This window comes from Pseudomonas sp. UME65, from assembly GCF_014170225.1.
Classification (GTDB): Bacteria; Pseudomonadota; Gammaproteobacteria; order Pseudomonadales; family Pseudomonadaceae; genus Aquipseudomonas; species Aquipseudomonas protegens.
In genome coordinates this window covers 147,026-168,790 of sequence record NZ_LZZQ01000011.1, presented here as the reverse complement: position 1 = coordinate 168,790, position 21,765 = coordinate 147,026, and the positions used below count along the sequence as shown (strand labels likewise).

Annotated in this window: 20 protein-coding genes; 14 read left to right on the top strand and 6 right to left on the bottom strand. The window is 64.7% G+C overall.

Annotation, left to right across the window (positions count from 1 at the left end; genetic code table 11):
* Window positions 1–102 precede the first annotated feature (102 nt).
* Window positions 103–2,361, bottom strand: a complete 2,259-nt coding sequence (locus tag A9971_RS11805) for a TonB-dependent receptor (protein ID WP_077933198.1) — start codon at window positions 2,359–2,361, stop codon at window positions 103–105.
* Between the two features lie 205 nt (window positions 2,362–2,566).
* Here A9971_RS11805 and A9971_RS11800 point away from each other — a divergent pair, with 205 nt between their 5' ends.
* Entirely contained in the window at window positions 2,567–3,613 is a 1,047-nt protein-coding gene (locus tag A9971_RS11800) for a LacI family DNA-binding transcriptional regulator (RefSeq protein WP_077933197.1), read from the top strand.
* Window positions 3,614–3,625: 12 nt separating this feature from the next.
* Here A9971_RS11800 and A9971_RS11795 read toward each other — a convergent pair whose 3' ends face one another.
* The 3 genes from A9971_RS11795 to A9971_RS11785 form a co-directional block, all read right to left on the bottom strand.
* Window positions 3,626–4,027, bottom strand: a complete 402-nt coding sequence (locus tag A9971_RS11795; RefSeq protein ID WP_041120520.1) for a type II toxin-antitoxin system HicB family antitoxin — start codon at window positions 4,025–4,027, stop codon at window positions 3,626–3,628.
* Window positions 4,028–4,056: 29 nt separating this feature from the next.
* Window positions 4,057–4,239 carry a type II toxin-antitoxin system HicA family toxin gene (locus A9971_RS11790; RefSeq protein WP_041115175.1) on the bottom strand — a complete coding sequence of 61 codons (183 nt, stop codon included), beginning with the start codon at window positions 4,237–4,239 and terminating at the stop codon, window positions 4,057–4,059.
* 217 nt (window positions 4,240–4,456) lie between these two features.
* Window positions 4,457–5,347, bottom strand: a complete 891-nt coding sequence (locus A9971_RS11785; protein ID WP_011058633.1) for a LysR family transcriptional regulator — start codon at window positions 5,345–5,347, stop codon at window positions 4,457–4,459.
* A 132-nt stretch (window positions 5,348–5,479) separates the two neighbouring features.
* On the opposite strand from A9971_RS11785, the gene A9971_RS11780 reads away from it, so the two are divergent.
* Together A9971_RS11780 and A9971_RS11775 are read left to right on the top strand one after the other, a co-directional pair.
* Window positions 5,480–6,220: an SDR family oxidoreductase gene (locus A9971_RS11780; RefSeq protein WP_019094920.1), complete on the top strand. Its 741-nt coding sequence runs from the start codon at window positions 5,480–5,482 to the stop codon at window positions 6,218–6,220.
* A 52-nt stretch (window positions 6,221–6,272) separates the two neighbouring features.
* Window positions 6,273–6,530: a hypothetical protein gene (locus A9971_RS11775; protein ID WP_015633747.1), complete on the top strand. Its 258-nt coding sequence runs from the start codon at window positions 6,273–6,275 to the stop codon at window positions 6,528–6,530.
* A gap of 9 nt (window positions 6,531–6,539) precedes the next feature.
* On the opposite strand, the gene betT is transcribed toward A9971_RS11775, so the two are convergent.
* Together betT and epsC are read right to left on the bottom strand one after the other, a co-directional pair.
* Window positions 6,540–8,501, bottom strand: coding sequence for a choline transporter BetT (gene betT / locus A9971_RS11770; RefSeq protein WP_161466434.1), 1,962 nt, complete (start codon window positions 8,499–8,501; stop codon window positions 6,540–6,542).
* A 386-nt stretch (window positions 8,502–8,887) separates the two neighbouring features.
* Window positions 8,888–9,814, bottom strand: a complete 927-nt coding sequence (gene epsC / locus A9971_RS11765; protein WP_183000632.1) for a serine O-acetyltransferase EpsC — start codon at window positions 9,812–9,814, stop codon at window positions 8,888–8,890.
* A 189-nt stretch (window positions 9,815–10,003) separates the two neighbouring features.
* On the opposite strand from epsC, the gene A9971_RS11760 reads away from it, so the two are divergent.
* The 11 genes from A9971_RS11760 (at window position 10,004) to A9971_RS11710 (ending at window position 21,570) form a co-directional block, all read left to right on the top strand.
* Window positions 10,004–10,999, top strand: a complete 996-nt coding sequence (locus A9971_RS11760) for a D-cysteine desulfhydrase (RefSeq protein WP_011058629.1) — start codon at window positions 10,004–10,006, stop codon at window positions 10,997–10,999.
* Window positions 11,000–11,338: 339 nt separating this feature from the next.
* On the top strand, window positions 11,339–12,136 hold the full coding sequence (gene tcyJ, locus A9971_RS11755) for a cystine ABC transporter substrate-binding protein (protein ID WP_011058628.1): 798 nt from the start codon (window positions 11,339–11,341) through the stop codon (window positions 12,134–12,136).
* Window positions 12,136–12,801, top strand: a complete 666-nt coding sequence (gene tcyL / locus A9971_RS11750; RefSeq protein WP_015633746.1) for a cystine ABC transporter permease — start codon at window positions 12,136–12,138, stop codon at window positions 12,799–12,801. Before tcyJ ends, tcyL begins: the two co-directional genes overlap by 1 nt.
* Before the next feature lie 4 nt (window positions 12,802–12,805).
* Window positions 12,806–13,567, top strand: coding sequence for an L-cystine ABC transporter ATP-binding protein TcyN (tcyN, locus tag A9971_RS11745; RefSeq protein ID WP_011058626.1), 762 nt, complete (start codon window positions 12,806–12,808; stop codon window positions 13,565–13,567).
* A 694-nt stretch (window positions 13,568–14,261) separates the two neighbouring features.
* Window positions 14,262–15,503, top strand: coding sequence for an SfnB family sulfur acquisition oxidoreductase (locus A9971_RS11740; protein WP_053148467.1), 1,242 nt, complete (start codon window positions 14,262–14,264; stop codon window positions 15,501–15,503).
* A 39-nt stretch (window positions 15,504–15,542) separates the two neighbouring features.
* A complete protein-coding gene (locus A9971_RS11735) occupies window positions 15,543–16,742 on the top strand; it encodes an SfnB family sulfur acquisition oxidoreductase (protein ID WP_103290581.1) in 1,200 nt (399 codons plus the stop codon).
* A complete protein-coding gene (locus A9971_RS11730; protein WP_015633741.1) occupies window positions 16,742–18,109 on the top strand; it encodes an LLM class flavin-dependent oxidoreductase in 1,368 nt (455 codons plus the stop codon). The genes A9971_RS11735 and A9971_RS11730 overlap by 1 nt, the downstream gene beginning before the upstream one ends.
* Before the next feature lie 112 nt (window positions 18,110–18,221).
* Window positions 18,222–19,031 carry a MetQ/NlpA family ABC transporter substrate-binding protein gene (locus A9971_RS11725; RefSeq protein WP_183000631.1) on the top strand — a complete coding sequence of 270 codons (810 nt, stop codon included), beginning with the start codon at window positions 18,222–18,224 and terminating at the stop codon, window positions 19,029–19,031.
* Window position 19,032: 1 nt separating this feature from the next.
* Window positions 19,033–20,157: a methionine ABC transporter ATP-binding protein gene (locus A9971_RS11720; protein ID WP_053155887.1), complete on the top strand. Its 1,125-nt coding sequence runs from the start codon at window positions 19,033–19,035 to the stop codon at window positions 20,155–20,157.
* Window positions 20,147–20,791 carry a methionine ABC transporter permease gene (locus tag A9971_RS11715; protein WP_053148458.1) on the top strand — a complete coding sequence of 215 codons (645 nt, stop codon included), beginning with the start codon at window positions 20,147–20,149 and terminating at the stop codon, window positions 20,789–20,791. Before A9971_RS11720 ends, A9971_RS11715 begins: the two co-directional genes overlap by 11 nt.
* Before the next feature lie 152 nt (window positions 20,792–20,943).
* The gene (locus tag A9971_RS11710) at window positions 20,944–21,570 is read left to right on the top strand and encodes a bifunctional 2-polyprenyl-6-hydroxyphenol methylase/3-demethylubiquinol 3-O-methyltransferase UbiG (protein ID WP_183000630.1); all 627 of its coding nucleotides are present in this window, start codon (window positions 20,944–20,946) and stop codon (window positions 21,568–21,570) included.
* Window positions 21,571–21,765 lie beyond the last annotated feature (195 nt).

Sequence of the window (21,765 nt, the reverse complement as noted above, 5' to 3'; positions counted from 1 at the left end):
AGCCCGCTGTAGGAGCGGGCTTGCCAGCGAAAGCGCCCTCGGGACCTGCTCCCAGCTCGCCGACCCATTCGCCGGCAAGCCGGCTCCTACAACGGCAGGGCATCAGAAATCCTTGCGCAACTGCACGCCGAAATAACGTTCGTCATCCCGGGGCACGGCGCGGTAGATGTAGTTGCCGCCACTGGCCAGCAAGGGCGAATAGGACTTGTCGGCGAGGTTCTTGCCCAGCAACGCCACGCGCCAGCCATCGTTGTAGTCGGCCAAGGCAATGCTGGCGTTCCAGATGCCGTAGGCGCCCTGCCGGGTGTCGAGGTTCTGGCTGATGTCGTACTGCACTTCGCTTTGCCAGCTGTAGTCAGTGCCCAACTCGATATCCAGGCCGTTATCCAGGGGAATGCTGTAGTCGGCGCGCACGTAGCTTTTCCAGTCCGGGCTGAAGGGCAACGGCTTGCCGTTGACGTTGCACGAAGCCGCCGCGCCCGCCGGGCAGGCGAATTCGTCGATGCGCGCCCGGGTGTAGGCCAGGGCCCCGGAGAACTTCAGTTGCTGGGTGGCCTGCAGGGCGTAATCCAGTTCCACGCCCTCGCTGCTGACGCTCCCGGCATTGATCAGGCGGGTCACTACCTGCCCGGCCACGGTGTCGAAGAAGTTGGCCTGGTAGTTGTCGTATTCGCTGTGGAACACCGCGAGGTTGGTGGTCAGCCGGTTATTCCAGCTGCTGGCCTTGATCCCCGCCTCCCAGGTGTTGGAGGTTTCGGGTTTCAGCGCTTGGGTGTCCCGCGGCTGCATGTTGAAGAACACGTTGTAGGCCGGGCCCTTGTAGCCCCGGGAATAGGTCAGGTAGCTGGTGACCGTGGCGCTGAGGTCATATTGCAGGCCCAGGCGCCCGGACCAGCCATCCTCGTCCACCGAGCCGGAACTCTGGGTGCCCGGCTGGATGCCGCTGACCGTGGTCGCCGAAGTCGAGACCCGGCGGTGATCGTACTTCAGGTCATCGTGGGTCCAGCGCAGGCCGGCGATGCCACGAAAGTCCTCGGTGAAATTCAGGGTGCTCTCGCCAAATACCGCGTAGCTGTCGTTGGTGGTGCTGTAGTCGGCAATGCCCCGGTTGGCGCCGGTGGTCGTGGTCAGGGTGCGCTGGTAGGTTTCTTCATCCTTGCCGTGCATGTAGAACAGGCCGCCGACGTACTCCAGGAACCGCCCCTTGGGCGATGCCAGGCGCAGCTCCTGCGAGTACTGGTTGTAGTCCAGGTCACCCTTGTCGGCGGTCCCGGGGAACGCCGCAGTGACCGTGCCAAGACGGTCGCCGTCCTGGTACTGGGTATTGTTCCAGCCGCGCCAGGCGGTGATCGAGGTCAGGGTGTAGTCGCCCAGGCTCCAGTCCAGCTGGCCGGAAAGGCCCTTGTTGATATCGTCCACATGGGTACGGGTGTCGGTGTTGATGTCCCGGTTGTCGCTGCTGGCGCGCACGGGGTTCAGGGCATTGGCGAAGGCGGGTGTCAGGGCCTTGCTCACCACCCCGTTGGGGGCGTCATCATGGGATTGCATGTAGTCCGCCGCGAAGGTGAACTTGAGGTCCTCGCTGGGGGTGAACTCCAGCTTGCCGCGCACGCCCTTGCGGTTGTAGCCGTTGACCTCCTGGCCGTTGTGGCGGTTATCCACATTGCCGTCGTAACTGCCGAACAAGGTGGTGAACGAGCCCTTGAGGGTGTCGGGAATCAGGCTGCCGCCAATGCCGAAACGGGTGCGGCTTTCGTTGCCGCTGTAGTAGGCCTGGTCGATGTAGCCATGAGTCTCGGCCGTAGGCGCCTTGGTGATGACATTCAGCACCCCGGCCGAGGCGTTCTTGCCGAACAGGGTGCCCTGGGGCCCGCGCAGGACTTCGATCCGTTCCAGATCCAGCAGGTCCAGGGTGGCCTGGCCGGGGCGGCCGTAGACCACGCCGTCGATCACCGTCGCCACCGTGGGCTCCACCCCCGGTGAGGTGGAAATGGTGCCCACGCCACGGATGAACAGCGAGGTGTCCTTGTTCGAGGCACCCGTGCGGAAGTTCAGCGATGGCACCTGCTGCACGATGCTTGCAACGCCGTTGCGGTTATCCCGCTCCAGTTGCTCGCCCTCCACCACCGAGACCGCCACCGGGACTTTCTGCAGCGATTCTTCGCGGCGGGTGGCGGTGACGGTCACCGACTTCAGGGTCGGTTCCTGATCCTGTGCGCTGGCGCCGCTGTCAGCGGCATAAGCCGCCGGCAGCGGCAAGGCGGCCAGCCCCGCCAGCAACCAGCCCAGATGGGGTCGCAATGGCGTGGCACCACGGATCGACTGCGTGAGACTGTGCTGTTCCCCAAGAAAGTTCTGCATGCTGCACCTGCTGAAAAATGCCCCGAACCGCTGCCGATCTGTGCCGGCAGCGCCTGAAAACTGTCTTGGGCATTCGCTCGAGCGAGTAGCAGACATGGCGCTTTGTTAGCGCTAACATCGCCAGTATCGACAGGCTCCTGATAGAGCGTCCAATACTGAAAAATTACTTTTATATGCATTTTTGTTCAGCCAAAGGAATGCGCCCATGACCTCTGACCAAGCGCCTGGCCGCAAGCGCCGCGGCGCCGGCCGCGTAACCCTGAACACCGTGGCGCGCCAGGCCGGGGTGTCGGCGATCACCGTTTCGCGCTATTTCAACCAGCCCGACAGTGTTTCCCCCGAGCGCCGTGAACGCATCGCCGCGGTGGTCGCCGAACTCGGCTATGTACCGAACCTGGTGGCCGGCGGGCTGGCCTCGGCCCGCGGGCGGATTGTCGCCATGGTCATCCCGAACATTTCCGGGCCGATTTTCGCCCAGACCATCCAGGGCTTCAGCGACACCCTCAGCCGCCATGGCTACCAACTGCTGCTGGCTTCCAGCTACTTCGACGCAAGGCAGGAGGAGAGCGCGGTAAGGGCCTTTCTTGGCTGGTCGCCGGCAGCCCTGGTACTGACCAGCCACTTCCATAGCCCGGGCACGGAAAAGATGCTCGCCGACACCGAGATCCCGGTGATCGAAACCTGGGACTACCAGCCCCAGCGCCAACCGCTGCAGATCGGCTTTTCGCACTTTCAGGTAGGGGTCACGGCCGCTCGCCACCTGCACGCCAAAGGCTACCGGCGCATCGCCTTCGTGCAGAACAGCGCCCCCGGAGACTTCAGTGCCCTGGAGCGGCGCGACGGCTATCTGGCAACGCTGGCCGAGTTGGGGCTGGCGCCCCGGGTGTTTGCCCCGGATGCCGACCGCGCGCCCTTCGAGGCCGGCAAACAGGCCATGGAAGCGCTGATGGGCAGCCCGGAACGCCCCGACGCGATCATCTTCGCCAACGACAACCTGGCGGCCGGCGGCCTGCTGGCGGGGCAACGAGCCGGGCTGAAGATCCCCGAGGAATGTGCGGTGCTGGGCTTTGGCGACTACCCCTTTGCGCAGATGCTGCTGCCCAGCCTGAGCACCATCCAGCCACCGGCGCTTCAGATCGGCGTACTGGCCGCGACCCGGGTGCTGGAGAGCCTGGGAGTGCTGCCAGTGGCCGGCACGGTGCAACGCCTGAACCTGCTGCAATGCCAGCTGATCGAGCGCGAAAGCAGTTGAGCCCACCGCCCCTCAGGCAGAGAGCTCGCGCAGCGCCGCAGCGGCGAGGAACCCGGAACGCGAACGGTAGCGCTGATCGCGTTCGACCCTCTGGTCGATGCGCTCCAGCAATTGCTCCGGCAGGGTGGCGTTGAAGCGCACCGACTTGCCGAAGTAGGGCGTCACGTCGAACTCCACCACGCCCCATACGCCACCGGCGTAGTCGGGGTTGTCCAGGTGATCGTCAATCTCATGCACCTGGGGCAAGGGCTCGCCGTCCGCCACCAGGCCCTCGTAGTGCAGGGACAGCGCTTCCTTGATGTTCTCGAACGCCAGGGAAACCGTCGGGCCGGCAGAATGGCAGCCCGGTACATCCGGAACTGTCACCCCATATTCGGAGTCGGCATCCTTGTGCAGAACCACCGGGAATTTCATGTCGTTGGACTCCTCGTTCAGAAACAGGCTCATTTCAGGCCCGCCTGTTTCAAGATGCTGTTGAGCGTGCCTTTGGGCAGATCCGTATCCGGGTGCCTGATGGTCACGCGGCCCGGCTTGAAAGGATGCTTGTACTGATGGTGACTGCCCTTGACGGCCACCAAGTACCAACCATCCGCCTCGATCCTGCTGATCATTTCCCGACTGCGCATAGCCCCGCCCTGTGGATGCCGAACGATCAGGCACCTTAAGCAATGCAGCAGAGCAAAATACACACTATACACACTTGGTTAATTAATACGCTGGTGGCCAATCGCCCAGCGTGCAGGAGCCGGCTTGCCGGGGAACAGGCCTTTAGGTCCGGCATCGCTCTCGCGGCGGCCTTCGCTGGCAAGACGGCTCCTGCGCATGGCGTGCCATCGGGGGGCGTCAATGCGCCTCGGTAAACACCTGCGCCAGCCAGTCGACAAATACCCGCACCCGCGGCGACATGTGCCGACTGTGGGGGTAGACCACCGACACCGGCATTGCCGGGGGCGGCGTGTGACAGAGAATCTCGCGCATCGATCCCTGCTCGATCTGCCGCGCCACGTGATAACGCGGACACTGGATGATCCCCAGCCCCGCCAGGGCCGAGGCGCCGTAGATCTGCGCACCGAACACCGACAAGGCGCCATCGATGGCCACTTCGCGCACCTGCCCCTCGACCAGGAACTCGAAGGGGAACGAGCGGGTGGCGGTACGCGAAACGTAGTTCACCGCCCGATGCGCGCCGAGTTCGTCCAGGCTCTGCGGTTCGCCGTATCGCGCCAGGTAGGCGGGGCTGGCGCAGGTCACCTGCTGCAGGTTCGCCACCCGCCGGGCAATCAGCGAGGAGCCTTCCAGGTTGCCGGCACGCAGCACGCAGTCCACGCCCTCGGCGACCAGGTCGACAAAGTGGTCGGCCTCGCTGATGGCCAGTTCGATCTGTGGATAACGTTGCATGAACTCCCCCAGCCGCGGGATCACGAAGTGCTTGGCCAGGGTGCCGTGCATGTCCACCCGCAAGCGCCCATGGGGCTCCACAGTGCGAAACGCCAGTTCAGCCTCTTCCAGCTCCGCCAGCAGTTGCACGCAACGGGGGTAATAGGCCTGGCCATCCAGAGTCGGGCGTACCCGGCGGGTGCTGCGCTCCAGCAGCCGGGTACCGAGCCAGGCCTCGAACTGGTTGAGGGTGTGGGTCAGGGTCGCCCGGGGCAGGTTCAGGTCATCGGCGGCTAGAGTGAAGCTGCTGCGCTCGTAGATCCTTACGAACACTTTCATCCCTTTGACTTGGTCCACAGGTGGCTCCAGAAGCTCGATTGTTGGCGAATATTGAACAGTCAAGGCAACTCTGGCGCATTTATCCAGCACGGTAAATCCGTGAACCTGTTGCCCAGACAAGCCGTTCAACCTCCATGAAGGACTGACCCCATGACCGCTCAAGCCGCAAAAGTCGCCATTGTCACCGGAGCCTCCCGAGGCATAGGCGCAGTGATCGCCCGCCAGTTGGCCAAGGAGGGTTACGCCGTGGCGATCAACTACGCCAGCAGCAGCGAGGAAGCTTCCCGGCTGGTGGTGGAACTGCGCCAGGCCGGGCACCGGGCCATAGCGGTCAAGGCCGACGTGGCCAGTGCCAGCGATGTGCGCCGGCTGTTCGAAGAGACCGAGACCCAACTGGGCAAGGTCGATGTGCTGATCAACAACGCCGGCATCCTCAAGGTGCTGCCCCTGGCCGAGCACAGCGACGAGCTCTATGAGCAGACCTTCGCCATCAACACTCGCGGTACCTTCAACACCCTGCGCGAAGCCGCCGGGCGCCTGAATGACGGCGGCCGTATCGTCAATTTCTCCAGCAGCACCGTCGGCCTCAACCTGCCGGGCTACGCGGTGTACATCGCCAGCAAGGCGGCGGTGGAATCCCTGACCCAGGTGTTTGCCAAGGAGCTGCGCGGGCGCCAGATCACGGTCAATGCCGTGGCGCCGGGGCCGGTGGCCACCGAACTGTTCCTCAAGGACAAGACTGCCGAGCAGGTGGCCAGCTTCGCCAGGATGCCGCCCCTGGAACGCCTGGGGCAGCCGGAGGATATCGCCAGCATCATCAGCTTCCTGGCGAGCCCGGCGGCGGCCTGGGTCAACGGGCAGATCCTGCGGGCCAATGGCGGGCTGGTTTGACGCCTATGCTCGATATATGCGCCGGCACACCGGCTCCCGGGGAGTACCCATCATGCACACCACCATCATCATCACCTTTGGCCTGATCCTGCTGGCACTGGTGCTGTTTATCGGCGAGCGGCTGGGTTTCAGCCGCCAGACCCTGGGCTATGGCTTCTCGGGGCTGTGGCTGGCGTTGACGGTCATCAACGGTGCGGTGGGCATGGTCACCGCCCACCAGCCCCTGCGTTCGGAGCTGGCGGTCGGCAGCCTGGTGTTTGCCGTGCCGGTGCTGGCCCTGGTGTTCTACCTGTTGCTCACCAAGGCCTGAGCGAACGGCTCAGCGCACCAGATGCAGGAACTGCATATGGCGTTCGTACTGGTCGAGGATGTCGTTGATGATCTGTTCCTTGGTGTAGCCCATCAGGTCGTAATCCTGACTGCCCTCGGCCAGATGCACCTCGGCCCGGTAGTAACGGCGGTTGCGCAGCTCCTTGGGCCCCATGCCGCCACGGGCGAAGGACGGGGTGAAGTAACCGCGCATCTGCACCTGATAGATGAACGGGTGCTGGTCGCCATGGCCGATTTCCAGGCTCACGCTGTCGTTGGCCGGGTCCGGCTGGGTCACCACGTTCAGGCCCTTCTCGACGAACACCGCGGTCACCTCTTCGATAGCCGGGCGCACCGTCTGATCGAGGAAGCGATACACCTCATCCCGTGACGGGAAATGCACCGCCTGGCTCAGGCGCTGGCGCCAGCCGCCCTTGCCCCGCCGCGAAGGCGCAACCGGCGCCAGGGAATGCAACTGGGCGATGCGCCGCTGGGATTCCAGGTAGAACGCCTTGTGCAGCCCCCACATCATCAACAGCAGGATCAGCGAGAACGGCAGCGAGGTCAGCACCACCGCCGACTTCAGCGAGTCGATGCTGCCGGCGAACAACAGCGCGCTGGTAACCAGCGCCGTCATCGCCCCCCAGAACACCCGCAGCCATTTCGGCCCATCCTCATCGGCGTTGCCGCCCTTGGCCGACAGGGTCGAGAGCACCACGGTGCCGGAATCCGCCGAGGTGACGAAGAACACGAAGCTGATGAACACCGTGACCGCAATCACGGTCTTGCTCCAGGGGTAGGTTTCCAGCAGCAGGTAGAGGGTCATCGACGGGTTGTCGATAGCCGACATGCCCAGGGCGCTCATACCGTGGTTGAGCACCTGGTCGATGGCGCTGTTACCGAAGATCGACATCCACGCCAGGGTGAAGCCCAGGGGAATCAGCAGTACGCCGAAGACGAACTCACGAATGGTCCGGCCCCGGGAAATCCGCGCGATGAACAGGCCCACGAACGGCGACCATGCAATCCACCAGGCCCAGTAGAACACCGTCCAGCCGCCCAGCCAGTCGCTGGGCTTGTTGTAGGCGTAGACGTCGAAGCTCTTGGTGGGCAAGGCGCCCAGGTAGTCGCCCAGGTTCTGGATCAGGGTGTTGAGCAGGTGCTGGGTGGGCCCGGCGAACAGCACGAACAGCAGCAGCGCCACCGCCAGCAGCATGTTGATGTCGGACATCACCCGCACGCCCTTGTCGACCCCGGACACCGCGACAATGATCGCCGCGCCCATCATCAGGGTGATCAGGCCAACCTGGATCCACTGGGTGTGGGCGATGCCGAACAGGTAGTCGAGGCCGGAGTTCAGGTGCAGTACGCCAAAGCCCATGTCGGCGCCCAGGCCGAACACCGTGGCGATGATGCCGAAGCCATCCACCGCGTAGCCGATAGGGCCGTTGATGCGCTTGCCGATCAGCGGGTACAGCGCCGAACGCAGGGCCAGCGGCAGGTTGTGCCGATAGGCGAAGTACGCCAGGGCCATGCCGACGAAGGCGAACACGCCCCACCCGTGCAGGCCCCAGTGCAGGAACAGCAGCTGCATGCCCTGGCGCGCCGCCTCGGCGGTGCCGGCCTCGCCCTGGGGCGGTTGCAGCATGTGGGTCAGGGGCTCGGAAACGCAGAAGAAGAACAGCGTGATGCTGATCCCGGCGGCGAACAGCATGCCGGCCCAGGACAGGTAACTGAACTCGGGTTCGTCGTGGTCGGCACCGAGCTTGATCTTGCCGTAGCCGGACAAGGCGGTGACCACCACGAAGACCAGGTACAGGGTCATCGCCAGCATGTAGTACCAGCCGACCGTATTGGCCGCCCAGTTTTGCGCCGCCAGCAGCCAGGCGCCGGCCTGTTCCGGCATGGAAATGACCACCACGCCGAAGATCAGGATAAAGCTCGCGGCGAAGTAGAACACCGGAGGGTTCATGCGAATCAGAGCATTCGCGGAGGTGGATGGTGCACTCATGAACGGTGCACCTCGAAGGGATGAAACATGGCTGAAATAGACGGACTCAGCAAAGGCAAGCCTCCTGTTGTGAGCGGGCAGCGAACCACCGGTTTAACTTGAACAAGCGTTCAAGTTAAACATGGATAGGGGGCTCAGGACTAATCGCAGGGCTCAGCGGTACCTTTTTGTACGCTAGCTCAGGGAAGGGTATGACGTGTGTCGAACGCAATCGTTCAGCAGAAAAAGCCCCTTGCCGGGCCGGCCTCTCTCCCGTAGGAGCCGGCTTGCCGGCGAAGAGGCCCGCAGCCCTGCATCGCTCTCAGGGACGCCTTCGCTGGCAAGCCAGCGCCTACACAAGCCAGCGCCTACTTCTGCGAGCCGTCTTCGTGCTGCAGGTTGGCCTGGGTCAGGTTGCAGCCGGCCGGCACGCTGCGGGTCAGCCAGACGTTGCCGCCAATGGTCGAGCCCTTGCCGATGGTGATGCGCCCCAGGATGGTCGCGCCGGCGTAGATCACCACGTCGTCCTCGACGATCGGGTGGCGCGGGTGGCCCTTCTGCAACTGGCCGTCCTCGTCCGCCGGGAAGCGCTTGGCGCCCAGGGTCACCGCCTGATAGATGCGCACCCGCTCGCCGATGATCGCGGTCTCGCCGATCACCACGCCGGTACCGTGGTCGATGAAGAAGCTGCGGCCGATCTGCGCACCCGGGTGGATGTCGATGCCGGTGGCCGAGTGGGCGATTTCCGAGCTGATCCGCGCCAGCAGCGGCAGGCCGGCGCGATACAGATGGTGCGCCAGGCGGTGGTGGATCACCGCCAGGATGCCGGGGTAGCACAGCAGCACCTCATCCACGCTGCGGGCCGCAGGGTCGCCGTGATAGGCCGCCAGCACATCGGTGTCCAGCAGCACCCGCAGGCCGGGCAGGGCCAGGGCGAAATCCTGGATCAGGCGGATCGCCCGGGCGTTGACTTCGGCATCGGCCTCGCCGCTCTGCCGGGCCACATAGCGCAGCTCCAGGCGCGCCTGGGCCAGCAAGGCGTTGAGCGCCGCGTCCAGGGTGTGGCCCACGTAGAAATCCTCGCTCTCTTCGCGCAGGTCCACCGGCCCCAGGCGCATGGGAAACAGGGCACCGCACAGGGCCTCGAGGATTTCCGCCATGGCCGCCCGCGACGGCAGCTCACGCCCGCCCTGCTCGCCGCTGACCCGACCGTTGCGGGTACGCCACTGGTCACGGGCATCACGCAGTTGGCCAACGATGGTCTGCAATTGCCAATGGCTGGAACGCTCGCTCACGATAAGACTCCTTACTCGGGCGGCCGGACAATCGGGCCGCGCAAACGGCGATCACTTTACGCCCGGCGACGGCGGCGCTTAAGAACTAATTGTCTGGCTTCAAGCACTTTTTCGCATAAGCGATTGGCGGTTGCCCGGGCAAAAAGGGCTGCCTATAGTCCTTGCACCTTCCCTGTTCCGTGCGGCCCCATGATCAAACAACAGCTCGCCCGCTTTAACCGTCTCGACCTGCTCAGGTCTACCACCGCCCTGGAAAAACTCGAACGCCTGTCGGCCTGGATCGGTCGCGATGTCTACGTCAAGCGTGACGACAGCACACCCCTGGCCATGGGCGGCAACAAGCTGCGCAAGCTCGAATACCTGGCCGCTGATGCCCTGGCCCAGGGCGCCGACACCCTGATCACCGCCGGTGCCATCCAGTCCAACCATGTGCGCCAGACCGCAGCCCTGGCCGCCAAGTTGGGGCTGGGCTGCGTGGCCCTGCTGGAAAACCCCACCGGCACCCAAGACCCCAACTACCTGGGCAATGGCAACCGCCTGCTGCTGGACCTGTTCGACGCCAAGGTGGAGCTGGTGGAAAACCTCGACCAGGCCGACGAGCAACTGCACGCCCTGGCCGCGCGCCTGCGCAGCAACGGCAAGAAACCCTACCTGGTGCCCATCGGCGGCTCCAACGCCCTGGGGGCCCTGGGCTACGTGCGCGCCGGCCTGGAGCTGGCGCAGCAGATCGAAGACAGCGGCCTGGAATTTGCCGCCGTGGTCCTGGCCTCCGGCAGCGCCGGCACCCACAGCGGCCTGGCCCTGGCCTTGAGCGAAGTGCTGCCGCAACTGCCGGTGATCGGGGTCACCGTGTCGCGCAGCGAAGAAGACCAGCGGCCCAAGGTCCAGGGCCTGGCCGAGCGCACCGCCGAACTGCTGGGAGTGAAGCTGCCCGACGCTTTCAACGTGCAGTTGTGGGACGAGTACTTCGCCCCGCGCTACGGTGAACCCAATGCCGGGACGCTGGCGGCGGTCAAGCTGCTGGCCAGCCAGGAAGGCCTGTTGCTGGACCCGGTATACACCGGCAAGGCCATGGCCGGCCTGCTGGACGGGGTCGGTCGCCAGCGCTTCGATGATGGCCCGCTGATTTTCCTGCACACCGGCGGCGCCCCGGCCCTGTTCGCCTACGCCGGCGCCTTCTCGTAGGAGGTGAAGTTTTGTGTAGGAGCCGGCTTGCCGGCGAACAGGCCGCAAGCCATGCGCCGCCCTCGACGGCGCCTTCGCTGGCAAGCCAGCTCCTACGGGTTGAGTGCCGTGAAGTTTTTGTAGGAGATGGTGGCGCAACAAAACCAAACAAAAAGGAATAACAAAGTAAATTTATATTATTTTTAAACCTATAAATGCCGTCTTATAGTCGCGCCGCAGGCCCAATTGCCACGAGACGCGCCGCGCGCATTTAAGGCAGGATAAAGCACAGTTCGCGCCTCACCGATTGACCTGCAACTCCACCCGCATCGTGCATAAGAAAACACACAGGGGCTTGTCATGAATTTTTCCGTACTGCGTCGCAATCTGCTGATTGGCACACTGGGCCTGGCCTTGGGTGCCGGACTGATGGGGCAAGCGGTTGCCGGCGAGCAACTGCAGAAAATCAAGGATGCCGGAGTCATCAACGTCGGCCTGGAAGGCACCTACCCACCGTTCAGCTATGTGGACGAAAACGGCAAGCTGACCGGCTTCGAGGTGGAATTCTCCGAAGCCCTGGCGAACAAGCTCGGGGTCAAGGTCAAGCTGCAGCCGACCAAGTGGGACGGCATTCTCGCCGCCCTGGAGTCCAAGCGCCTGGACGCCGTGGTGAACCAGGTGACCATCTCTGAAGAGCGCAAGAAAAAGTACGATTTCTCCATCCCCTATACCGTCTCCGGCATCCAGGCCCTGACCCAGAAGAAGGACGAAGGCAAGTTCAAGACCGCCGCCGACCTGGGTGGGCACAAGGTCGGCGTGGGCCTGGGCACCAACTACGAGCAGTGGCTCAAGGACAACGTGCCCACCGCCATCATCAAGACCTACGACGACGATCCGACCAAGTACCAGGACCTGCGCGTAGGCCGTATCGAAGCCATCCTGGTGGACCGCCTGGCGGCCTTCGAGCTGATCAAGAAAACCAAGGACACCCTGGTGGTATCCGGCGAACCCTTCTCCCGCCAGGAAGCCGGCGTGGCCCTGCGCAAGGGCGAACCTGAGCTGCTGGCGGCGGTGAACAAGGCCATCGAGGAACTGCGGGCGGACGGCACGTTGAAAAAACTCTCGGAAAAATACTTCAACGCTGACGTCACCCAATAATGGAAGCAGGCCTGCAACTGGCGCTGGAATCAGCGCCATTTCTTCTCAAAGGCGCGTACTACACGGTCATCCTCAGCCTCGGCGGCATGTTCTTCGGACTGCTGCTGGGCTTTGGCCTGGCCTTGATGCGCCTGTCGCGCCTGGCCCTGGTGAGCTGGATCGCCCGCATCTACGTGTCGTTCTTTCGCGGCACGCCGCTCTTGGTGCAGCTCTTCGTGATCTATTACGGCCTGCCGCAACTGGGGCTGGAACTGGACCCGCTGCCCGCGGCACTGATCGGTTTCTCCCTGAACATGGCGGCCTATGCCTGTGAAATCCTCAGGGCTGCCATCGGCTCCATCGAGCGTGGCCAATGGGAAGCCGCCGCCAGCATCGGCATGACCCGCGCGCAGACCCTGCGCCGGGCGATCCTGCCCCAAGCCATGCGCACGGCTCTGCCGCCGCTGGGCAACAGCTTCATTTCCCTGGTCAAGGACACGGCCCTGGCCGCCACAATCCAGGTGCCTGAACTGTTCCGCCAGGCGCAGCTGATCACCGCCCGCACCTTCGAAATCTTCACCATGTATCTTGCCGCCGCCCTGATCTACTGGATTCTCGCCAGCGTGCTCGCGCACCTGCAGAACCGGCTTGAAGAGCGGGTCAATCGGCACGACCAGGAGTCCTGAAGCCATGATCGTGGTGGAAAAACTGACCAAGCAGTTCAAGGGCCAGACGGTGCTCAATGGCATCGACCTGGAGGTCAAGGAAGGCGAAGTGGTCGCCATCATCGGCCCCAGCGGCTCGGGCAAGACCACCTTCCTGCGCTGCCTGAATTTTCTCGAAGAACCCACCAGCGGCCGCATCCGCATCGGTGACATCAGCATCGACAGCAGCATCCCCCTGAGCCATCAGCAGGGCCGGATCCGCCAGTTGCGCCAGCAAGTGGGCTTCGTATTCCAGAACTTCAACCTGTTCCCCCACCGCACCGCCCTGGAGAACGTCATCGAAGGCCCGCTCGTGGTGAAGAAGACCCCGCGGGAGCAAGCCGTCGCCCTGGGTCGCGCGCTGCTGGCCAAGGTCGGGCTGGCAGGCAAGGAAGATGCCTACCCCAGGCGCCTGTCCGGCGGCCAGCAACAGCGGGTAGCGATTGCCCGGGCCCTGGCCATGGAACCGCGGGTGATCCTGTTCGACGAACCCACCTCGGCCCTGGACCCGGAGCTGGTGGGCGAAGTACTGGCCACCATCCGCAGCCTGGCCGAAGAGAAACGCACCATGGTCATCGTCACCCACGAGATGGGCTTTGCCCGGGACGTGGCCAACCGGGTGATCTTCTTCGACAAGGGGGTGATCGTCGAACAGGGCGAAGCCAAGGCGCTGTTCGCCAACCCCCAGCACGAACGCACCCGACAGTTTCTCAGCAAGTTCCTCGGCGCAAGCCACGCCCCCTTGTAGGAGCCGGCTTGCCGGCGAAAAGGCCCTCGAGCCTTGCATCGCCCTCGCGGACGCCTTCGCTGGCAAGCCAGCTCCTACAGCAGATCACGCCCCCTCCCCCGTAGGAGCCGGCTTGCCGGCGAAAAGGCCCTCAAGCCTTGCACCACCCTCGCGGACGCCTTCGCTGGCAAGCCAGCTCCTACAGCAGATCACGCCCCCTCCCCCGTAGGAGCCGGCTTGCCGGCGAAGAGGCCCTCAAGCCTTGCATCGCCCTCGCGGACGCATTCGCTGGCAAGCCAGCTCCTACAGCAGATCACGCCCCCTCCCCCGTAGGAGCCGGCTTGCCGGCGAAAAGGCCCTCGAGCCTTGCACCACCCTCACGGGCGCCTTCGCTGGCAAGCCAGCTCCTACGTGCAGGTATGGGGTGGTTTTGGGGGACATTCGTCGCTAGAACCACAGCCGTGGAAGCACGCTAAGGCCTTGATCCATAACGCCTGCGGGCTTCGATTCAACCCTTCTATTCATATTCCTAAAAGTTAGTTTATTTAATTTTTATACGCGCATAGGGTATATGCACCGGACCACCGGACATTCTTGATTCTGATTTCGCCGCATGACGCGGCCTATCCAAAAGATGTGAGGTAGGTATGGTCCGGAACACAATCACCCCAGTGCAGATCGCCAGGGCATTGCGTGCAGCCAAGGAGTGGCACTGATGTCCAGTCTGATCGAAGCCCAGGTCCAGAGTGACCTGGATATCGCTCCCCTTTTGCTGCCCGCTCGGGTTCTGCGCAACGACGCCGAAGCCCTTCAGGCTGCCCATGAATTGGCCGACGCGGCCCGCCAGCAGGCCGCCCAGCGCGACCGCCAGCGCAAGCTGCCCTGGGCGCAGATCGAACAATTCACCCGCAGCGGCCTGGGCAGTATTTCCGTGCCCCGCGCCTACGGCGGGCCACAGGTTTCCTTCGTCACCCTGGCCGAAGTCTTTGCCATCATTTCCGCGGCCGACCCGGCCCTGGGGCAGATCCCGCAGAACCAGTTCGGCATCCTCGGCCTGATTCTCGGCTGCGGCACCGAGCGGCAGAAGAAACAGCTGTTGCAGAGCGTCCTGGAAGGCTGGCGCATCGGCAATGCCGGCCCGGAACGCGGCACCAAGAACACCCTGGAACTCAAGGCACGGATCACCGCCGACGCCGACGGCCACGTGATCAATGGCCAGAAGTTCTACTCCACCGGCGCCCTGTTCGCCCACTGGGTGGCGGTCAAGGCACTCAACGAGGAAGGCCGCCAGGTGCTGGCCTTCGTCCGTCGTGGCACCCCGGGGCTGCGCATCGTCGACGACTGGTCGGGCTTCGGCCAGCGCACCACCGCCAGCGGCACCATCCTGCTCAACGATGTGCGGGTGGACGCCGAGCTGGTGCTGGACAACTGGCGGATCAACGAAACACCGAATATCCAGGGCGCGGTATCCCAGCTGATCCAGGCCGCCATTGACGCCGGCATTGCCCGGGAAGCCGTGGCCGACGCCATCCGTTTCGTTCGTGAACGAGCACGCCCGTGGATCGATGCCAACGTCGAGCGGGCCGGCGATGACCTGTATGTGATCGCCGACATCGGCAAGCTGCAGATCGAACTGCACGCCGCCGAAGCCCTGCTGCGCAAGGCCGGGCAGGTGCTGGACCAGGTCAGCGCGGCGCCGATCACTGCCGAGTCCGCGGCCCGCGCCTCCATCGCCGTAGCCGAAGCCAAGGTGCTGACCACCGAGATCTCGCTGCTGGCCAGTGAAAAGCTCTTCGAGCTGGCTGGCAGCCGCGCCACCCTCGCCGAATTCAACCTCGACCGTCACTGGCGCAACGCCCGGGTGCACACCCTGCACGACCCGGTGCGCTGGAAGTACCACGCCGTGGGCACCTATCACCTGAACGGCACCTTGCCTGCCCGGCACTCCTGGATTTAACCGCCCAGAACGCTTTTGACCAGATCTCTGGAGAAACACATGTCTCTTTCCCAACACGTCGCGGTCATTACCAGCGATGAGCAAGCCCTGATTGTCGCCAGCGACCTGGCGGAAGATTTCAAGCGCGACAGCGCCCTGCGCGACCGCGAGCGGCGCCTGCCGCACCCCGAGCTGGAAGCCTTTTCCCGCTCCGGCCTGTGGGGCATCAGCGTGCCCAAGGAATACGGCGGCGCCGGGGTTTCCAACGTCACCCTGGCCAAGGTCATCGCCCTGATCGCCGAGGCCGACGCCTCCCTGGGGCAGATCCCGCAGAACCATTTCTACGCCCTGGAAGTGCTGCGGGTGAATGGCAGCGAGCCGCAGAAGCAGCGGCTGTATGCCGAAGTCCTGGCCGGCCGGCGTTTCGGCAACGCCCTGGCCGAGCTGGGCACCAAGACCGCCCACGACCGCACCACCCGCCTGAGCCGCGACAGCAACGGCCCGGGCTACCGCATCGACGGGCGCAAGTTCTACGCCACCGGCGCCCTCTACGCCCAGCGCATCCCCACCTCGGTGGTGGATGAACACGGCGTGCAGCAACTGGCCTTCGTCCCCGCCGACGCCCAGGGCCTGGACGTGATCGACGACTGGAGCGGCTTCGGCCAGCGCACCACCGGCAGCGGCTCGGTGCAATTCGACAACGTGTGGGTGGACGAGGCCGACGTGGTGCCGTTCCAGAGCGCCTTCGAGCGCCCGACCCCAGTCGGCCCGCTGGCGCAGATCCTCCACGCCGCCATCGACACCGGCATCGCCCGCGCCGCCTATGAAGACGCCCTGCGCTTTGTGCGCACCAAGACCCGGCCGTGGATCGACTCCGGCAACGACAAGGCCACCGACGACCCGCTGACCATCAAGAGCTTCGGCCACCTGAGCATCCGCCTGCACGCCACCGAGGCCCTGCTGGAACGCGCCGGGGAGTTCCTCGACAAGGCCCAGACCCAGACCAACGCCGACACCGTGGCCGCCGCGTCCATCGCCGTGGCCGAGGTCCGCGCCCTGAGCACGGAAATCTCCCTGGCCGCCGGCAGCACCCTGTTCGAACTGGCGGGCAGCCAGGCGACCCTGGCCGAGCATGGCCTGGACCGCCACTGGCGCAATGCCCGGGTACACACTCTGCACGACCCGGTGCGCTGGAAGTACCACGCGGTGGGCAACTACTACCTGAACCAGCAGAACCCGCCGCTGCGGGGGACCATCTGATGGCCGCGCCACAAACCACCAAGAAGAAGATCCTGCTCAACGCCTTCAACATGAACTGCGTCGGGCACATCAACCACGGCCTGTGGACCCACCCGCGGGACAACTCGACCCAGTACAAGACCCTCGAGTACTGGACCGAGCTGGCCCAGTTGCTGGAGCGCGGGCTGTTCGACGGGCTGTTCATCGCCGACATCGTCGGGGTCTACGACGTCTACCAGAACTCGGTGGACGTGCCCCTCAAGGAGTCGATCCAGCTGCCGGTGAACGACCCGCTGCTGCTGGTCTCGGCCATGGCCGCGGTTACCAAGAACCTGGGGTTCGGCCTCACCGCCAACCTCACCTACGAGGCGCCCTACCTGTTCGCCCGGCGCCTTTCCACCCTCGACCACCTGAGCCGTGGCCGGGTCGGCTGGAACATTGTCACCGGCTACCTGGACAGCGCCGCCCAGGCCATGGGGCTCAAGGAGCAGATCGAGCACGACCGCCGCTACGACCAGGCCGACGAGTACCTGGAGGTGCTGTACAAACTCTGGGAAGGCAGTTGGGAGGACGACGCGGTCCTCAATGACCGCGAGCAACGCATCTATGCCCAGCCGGAAAAAGTGCACAAGGTCGAGCACCAGGGCGAGTTCTACCAGGTCAGTGGTTACCACCTGTGCGAACCGTCGCCGCAACGCACCCCGGTGCTGTTCCAGGCCGGCAGCTCGGACCGCGGCCTGCTGTTCGCCGGGCGCCACGCCGAGTGCGTGTTCATCAGCGGGCAGAACAAGGCCGCGACCAAGGCCCAGGTGGACAAGGTCCGCGCCAGCGCCGTGGCTGCCGGGCGCAATCCCGAGGACATCAAGGTGTTCATGGGCCTCAACGTGATAGTCGGCGAGACCGAGGAACTGGCCTGGAAGAAGCACGCCGAGTACCGCAGCCACGCCAGCGCAGAGGCCGGGGTGGCGCATTTTTCCGCGTCCACCGGGATCGATTTTTCCCAGTACGAGATCGACGAGCCGATCCAGTACGTGAAGAGCAATGCCATCCAGTCGGCCACCAAGAACCTGCAGAACAACGACTGGACCCGACGCAAGCTGTTGGACCAGCACGCCCTGGGCGGCCGCTACTTCACCGTGGTCGGCTCGCCGCAGCAGGTGGCCGACGACCTGGAATCCTGGATCGCCGAAACCGGCCTGGACGGCTTCAACCTGACCCGCATCGTCACCCCGGAAAGCTACGTCGACTTCATCGACCTGGTCATCCCCGAACTGCAGCGCCGTGGCTCCTACAAGACCGCCTACGACGACGGCACCCTGCGGGAAAAGCTCTTCCGCCAGGGCCGCAAGCTGCCCGAACAACACACCGGCGCGGCCTACCGCCGCTAAACGCTTCGCCGGCAAGCCGGCTCCTGCACACCTCACTGTAGGCGCTGGCTAGCCAGCAAAGAGGCCCGCAACCACACCCCATTCCCTGGCCCCGACTCGGACCCTGACCCCTATGAAAACCAAACGCCTGCGCCACCCGCTCAAAGCCCTGGCCCTCGCCCTCGGCCTGTTCAGCAGCGCCGTCTTCGCCGCCGACGCGCCGCTCAAGGTCGGCACCACCGCCGCCTTCGCCATTCCCCTGGAGGCCGCCGTGGAAGAGGCCGACAAGCAGGGCCTGAAAGTCGAGCTGGTGGAGTTCACCGACTGGATCGCGCCCAACGTCAGCCTGGCCGCCGGTGACATCGACGTGAACTACTTCCAGCACATCCCGTTCCTGGAAAACGCCAAGGCCGCCGCCGGTTTCGACCTGGTGCCCTTCGCCCCGGGCATCATCAACAACGTCGGCCTGTACTCGAAGAAATACAAAAGCTTCGACGAACTGCCACAAGGTGCCAGCGTGGCCATCGCCAACGACCCGATCAACAGCGGGCGCGGCCTGCAACTGCTGGCCAAGGCCGGGCTGATCACCCTCAAGCCGGGCGTTGGCTACAAGGCCACCGAAGAAGACATCGTCAGCAACCCGAAGAAGATCAAGATCCTCCAGGTCGAAGCCGTGCAACTGGTGCGCGCCTATGACGACGCTGACCTGGTCCAGGGCTACCCGGCCTACATCCGCCTGGCCAAGACCTTCGATGCCGGCTCGGCGCTGCTGTTCGACGGCCTGGACCACAAGGAATACGTGATCCAGTTCGTGATCCAGCCCAAGAGCCAGAACGACCCGCGGCTGATCAAGTTCGTCGACATCTACCAGCACTCGCCTGCCGTTCGCGCCGCTCTGGATAAAGCCCACGGCAAGCTCTACCAAGCCGGTTGGGAAGGTTGAGATGAGTGTCGCGACGCTACAGCGCAAGCTGCCGGAAGCGGCGCCCCGGCGCGCCGAGCAGACCGAGCTGCACCCCGAACTGAATCGCGCCCAGGTGCGCTTTATCGGCCTGGGCAAGACCTACCAGGGCCAGCAGGGTCCGGTGCAGGCCTTGCACGATATCGACCTCTCGATCCAGCGCGGCGAGGTGTTCGGCATCATCGGCCGCAGCGGCGCCGGCAAGTCGTCGCTGATCCGCACCATCAACCGCCTGGAGCAGCCCAGCAGCGGCCGGGTGCTGATCGACCAGGTGGACATCGGCGACTTCGACGAAGACCGCCTGGTGGCCCTGCGCCGGCGCATCGGCATGATCTTCCAGCACTTCAACCTGATGTCGGCCAAGACCGTGTGGCACAACGTCGAGCTGCCGCTGAAGGTGGCCGGGGTACCCAAGGCCGAGCGCCAGCGCAAGGTGCGCGAGCTGCTGGAGCTGGTGGGCCTCAAGGACAAGCACCGGGCCTACCCGGCGCAGTTGTCCGGCGGCCAGAAGCAGCGGGTGGGGATCGCCCGGGCCCTGGTCCACGATCCCGAGATCCTGCTGTGCGACGAGGCCACTTCGGCCCTGGACCCGGAAACCACCCAGTCGATCCTCGGCCTGCTGAAAGAGATCAACCAGCGCCTGGGCCTGACCATCATCCTCATCACCCACGAGATGGCGGTGATCCGCGATATCTGCGACCGGGTGGTGGTACTGGAGCACGGGCGCATCGTCGAACAGGGGCCGGTCTGGGAAGTCTTCGGCAACCCGCAGCACGAGGTCAGCAAGACCCTGCTGGCGCCCCTGCAGCACGGCCTGCCGGAAGAACTGCAGAACCGCCTGCAAAGCCATCCGACGTCTTCCGATGCGGCGCTGGTGCTGAGCCTGCGCTTCACCGGCAGCAGCCATGAGGAACCGGACCTGGCGGCGCTGTTCGGCGCCCTGGGCGGCCGCGTACGCCTGCTGCAAGGCGGCGTGGAACGCATCCAGGGCCACGCCCTGGGGCAACTGCTGCTGGCGGTCCAGGGCTCGTCCCTGGAGGCTGCGCAACTGCGCCAGCGCGCCGGGCAATGGGCACAGCAAGTGGAGGTACTGGGCTATGTGGTTTGATCGCTTGTTGCAGGGCGTCCTCGACACCCTGCTGATGGTCGGCGTGTCCTCGCTGATTGCCCTGCTGGCGGGGATTCCCCTGGCGGTGATCCTGGTCACCAGCGGCAAGGGCGGGATCTATGAGGCGCCGACCCTGAACCGGGCCCTGGGGGCCTTTGTGAACCTGTTCCGCTCGATCCCGTTCCTGATCCTGATGGTGGCGCTGATCCCCTTTACCCGGCTGATCGTCGGCACCACCTACGGCGTGTGGGCCGCCGTGGTGCCGCTGACCATCGCCGCCACGCCGTTCTTTGCGCGGATCGCCGAAGTCAGCCTGCGGGAAGTCGACCACGGCCTGATCGAGGCCGCACAGGCCATGGGTTGCCGGCGCTGGCACATCGTCTGGCACGTGCTGCTGCCCGAAGCGCTGCCGGGCATCGTTGGTGGCTTCACCATCACTTTGGTGACCATGATCAACTCCTCGGCCATGGCCGGGGCGATTGGCGCGGGCGGCCTGGGGGACATTGCCTACCGCTACGGTTATCAGCGTTTCGACAGCCAGATCATGCTCACGGTGATCGTGCTGCTGGTGATTCTGGTAGCCGCGATCCAGCTGGGTGGCGACCGCCTGGCGCGGGTGCTGAACAAGCGTTGAGGGCTGTGGTGTCCGTTCGGACGCCTTCGCGAGCCAGCTCGCTCCTACCAAGGACGGTGATCATCCCGTAGGAGCGAGCTCGCTCGCGAACAGGCCGCCAGGCCGTCATTGGCGGTATATTGGCCGCCTCCTCTCTACCCACGCAGCCCGCCATGAAACTCGCCCCCGACGATCTCGACAGCATCACCGCCACCACCCTCGGCCACTACAACCAGGTGGCCGAAGGTTTTCGCGAAGGCACCCGCGACCACGATGTGAGCCAGAACATCGACGCGCTGCTGCGGCATATCCAGGGCCCGGCGCCGTTCAGCGTGCTGGACTTCGGCTGCGGCCCGGGGCGTGATCTGCAAACCTTCACCCGCCTGGGCCATGTGGCCATCGGCCTCGACGGCTGCGAGCGCTTCGCCCAGATGGCCCGGGAAGACAGTGGCTGCGAGGTCTGGCAGCAGGACTTCCTCAAGCTCGACCTGCCGGCTGAACGCTTCGACGGGATCTTCGCCAACGCGGTGCTGTTCCACATTCCTCGCCAGGAACTGCCGCGGGTGCTCAAGCAACTGCATGCCAGCCTCAAGGACGGCGGCGTACTGTTCAGCTCCAATCCCCGGGGTAACAACCAGGAAGGCTGGAACGGCCCGCGCTATGGTGCCTACCACGACCTGGCGGCCTGGCAGGCGTTGCTGACGGATGCCGGGTTCGTCGAGCTGGAACACTACTACCGCCCCGCCGGCCTGCCTCGGGAACAGCAACCGTGGCTGGCCAGCGTCTGGCGCAAGGCCTGATCCCCCTGCGAGGAGCCGGCTTGCCGGCGAAGGCGCTTGCGGATCAAGCGCCCGTCTCTCGGGCCTCTTCGCTGGCAAGCCAGCTCCTACGAGATCGTGGGGGCCTATGCCCTCTGCAACGCCGCATACCCCGTAGGAGCCGGCTTGCCGGCGAAGGCACTTGCGAGTCAGGCGCCTGTTTCTCGGGCCTCTTCG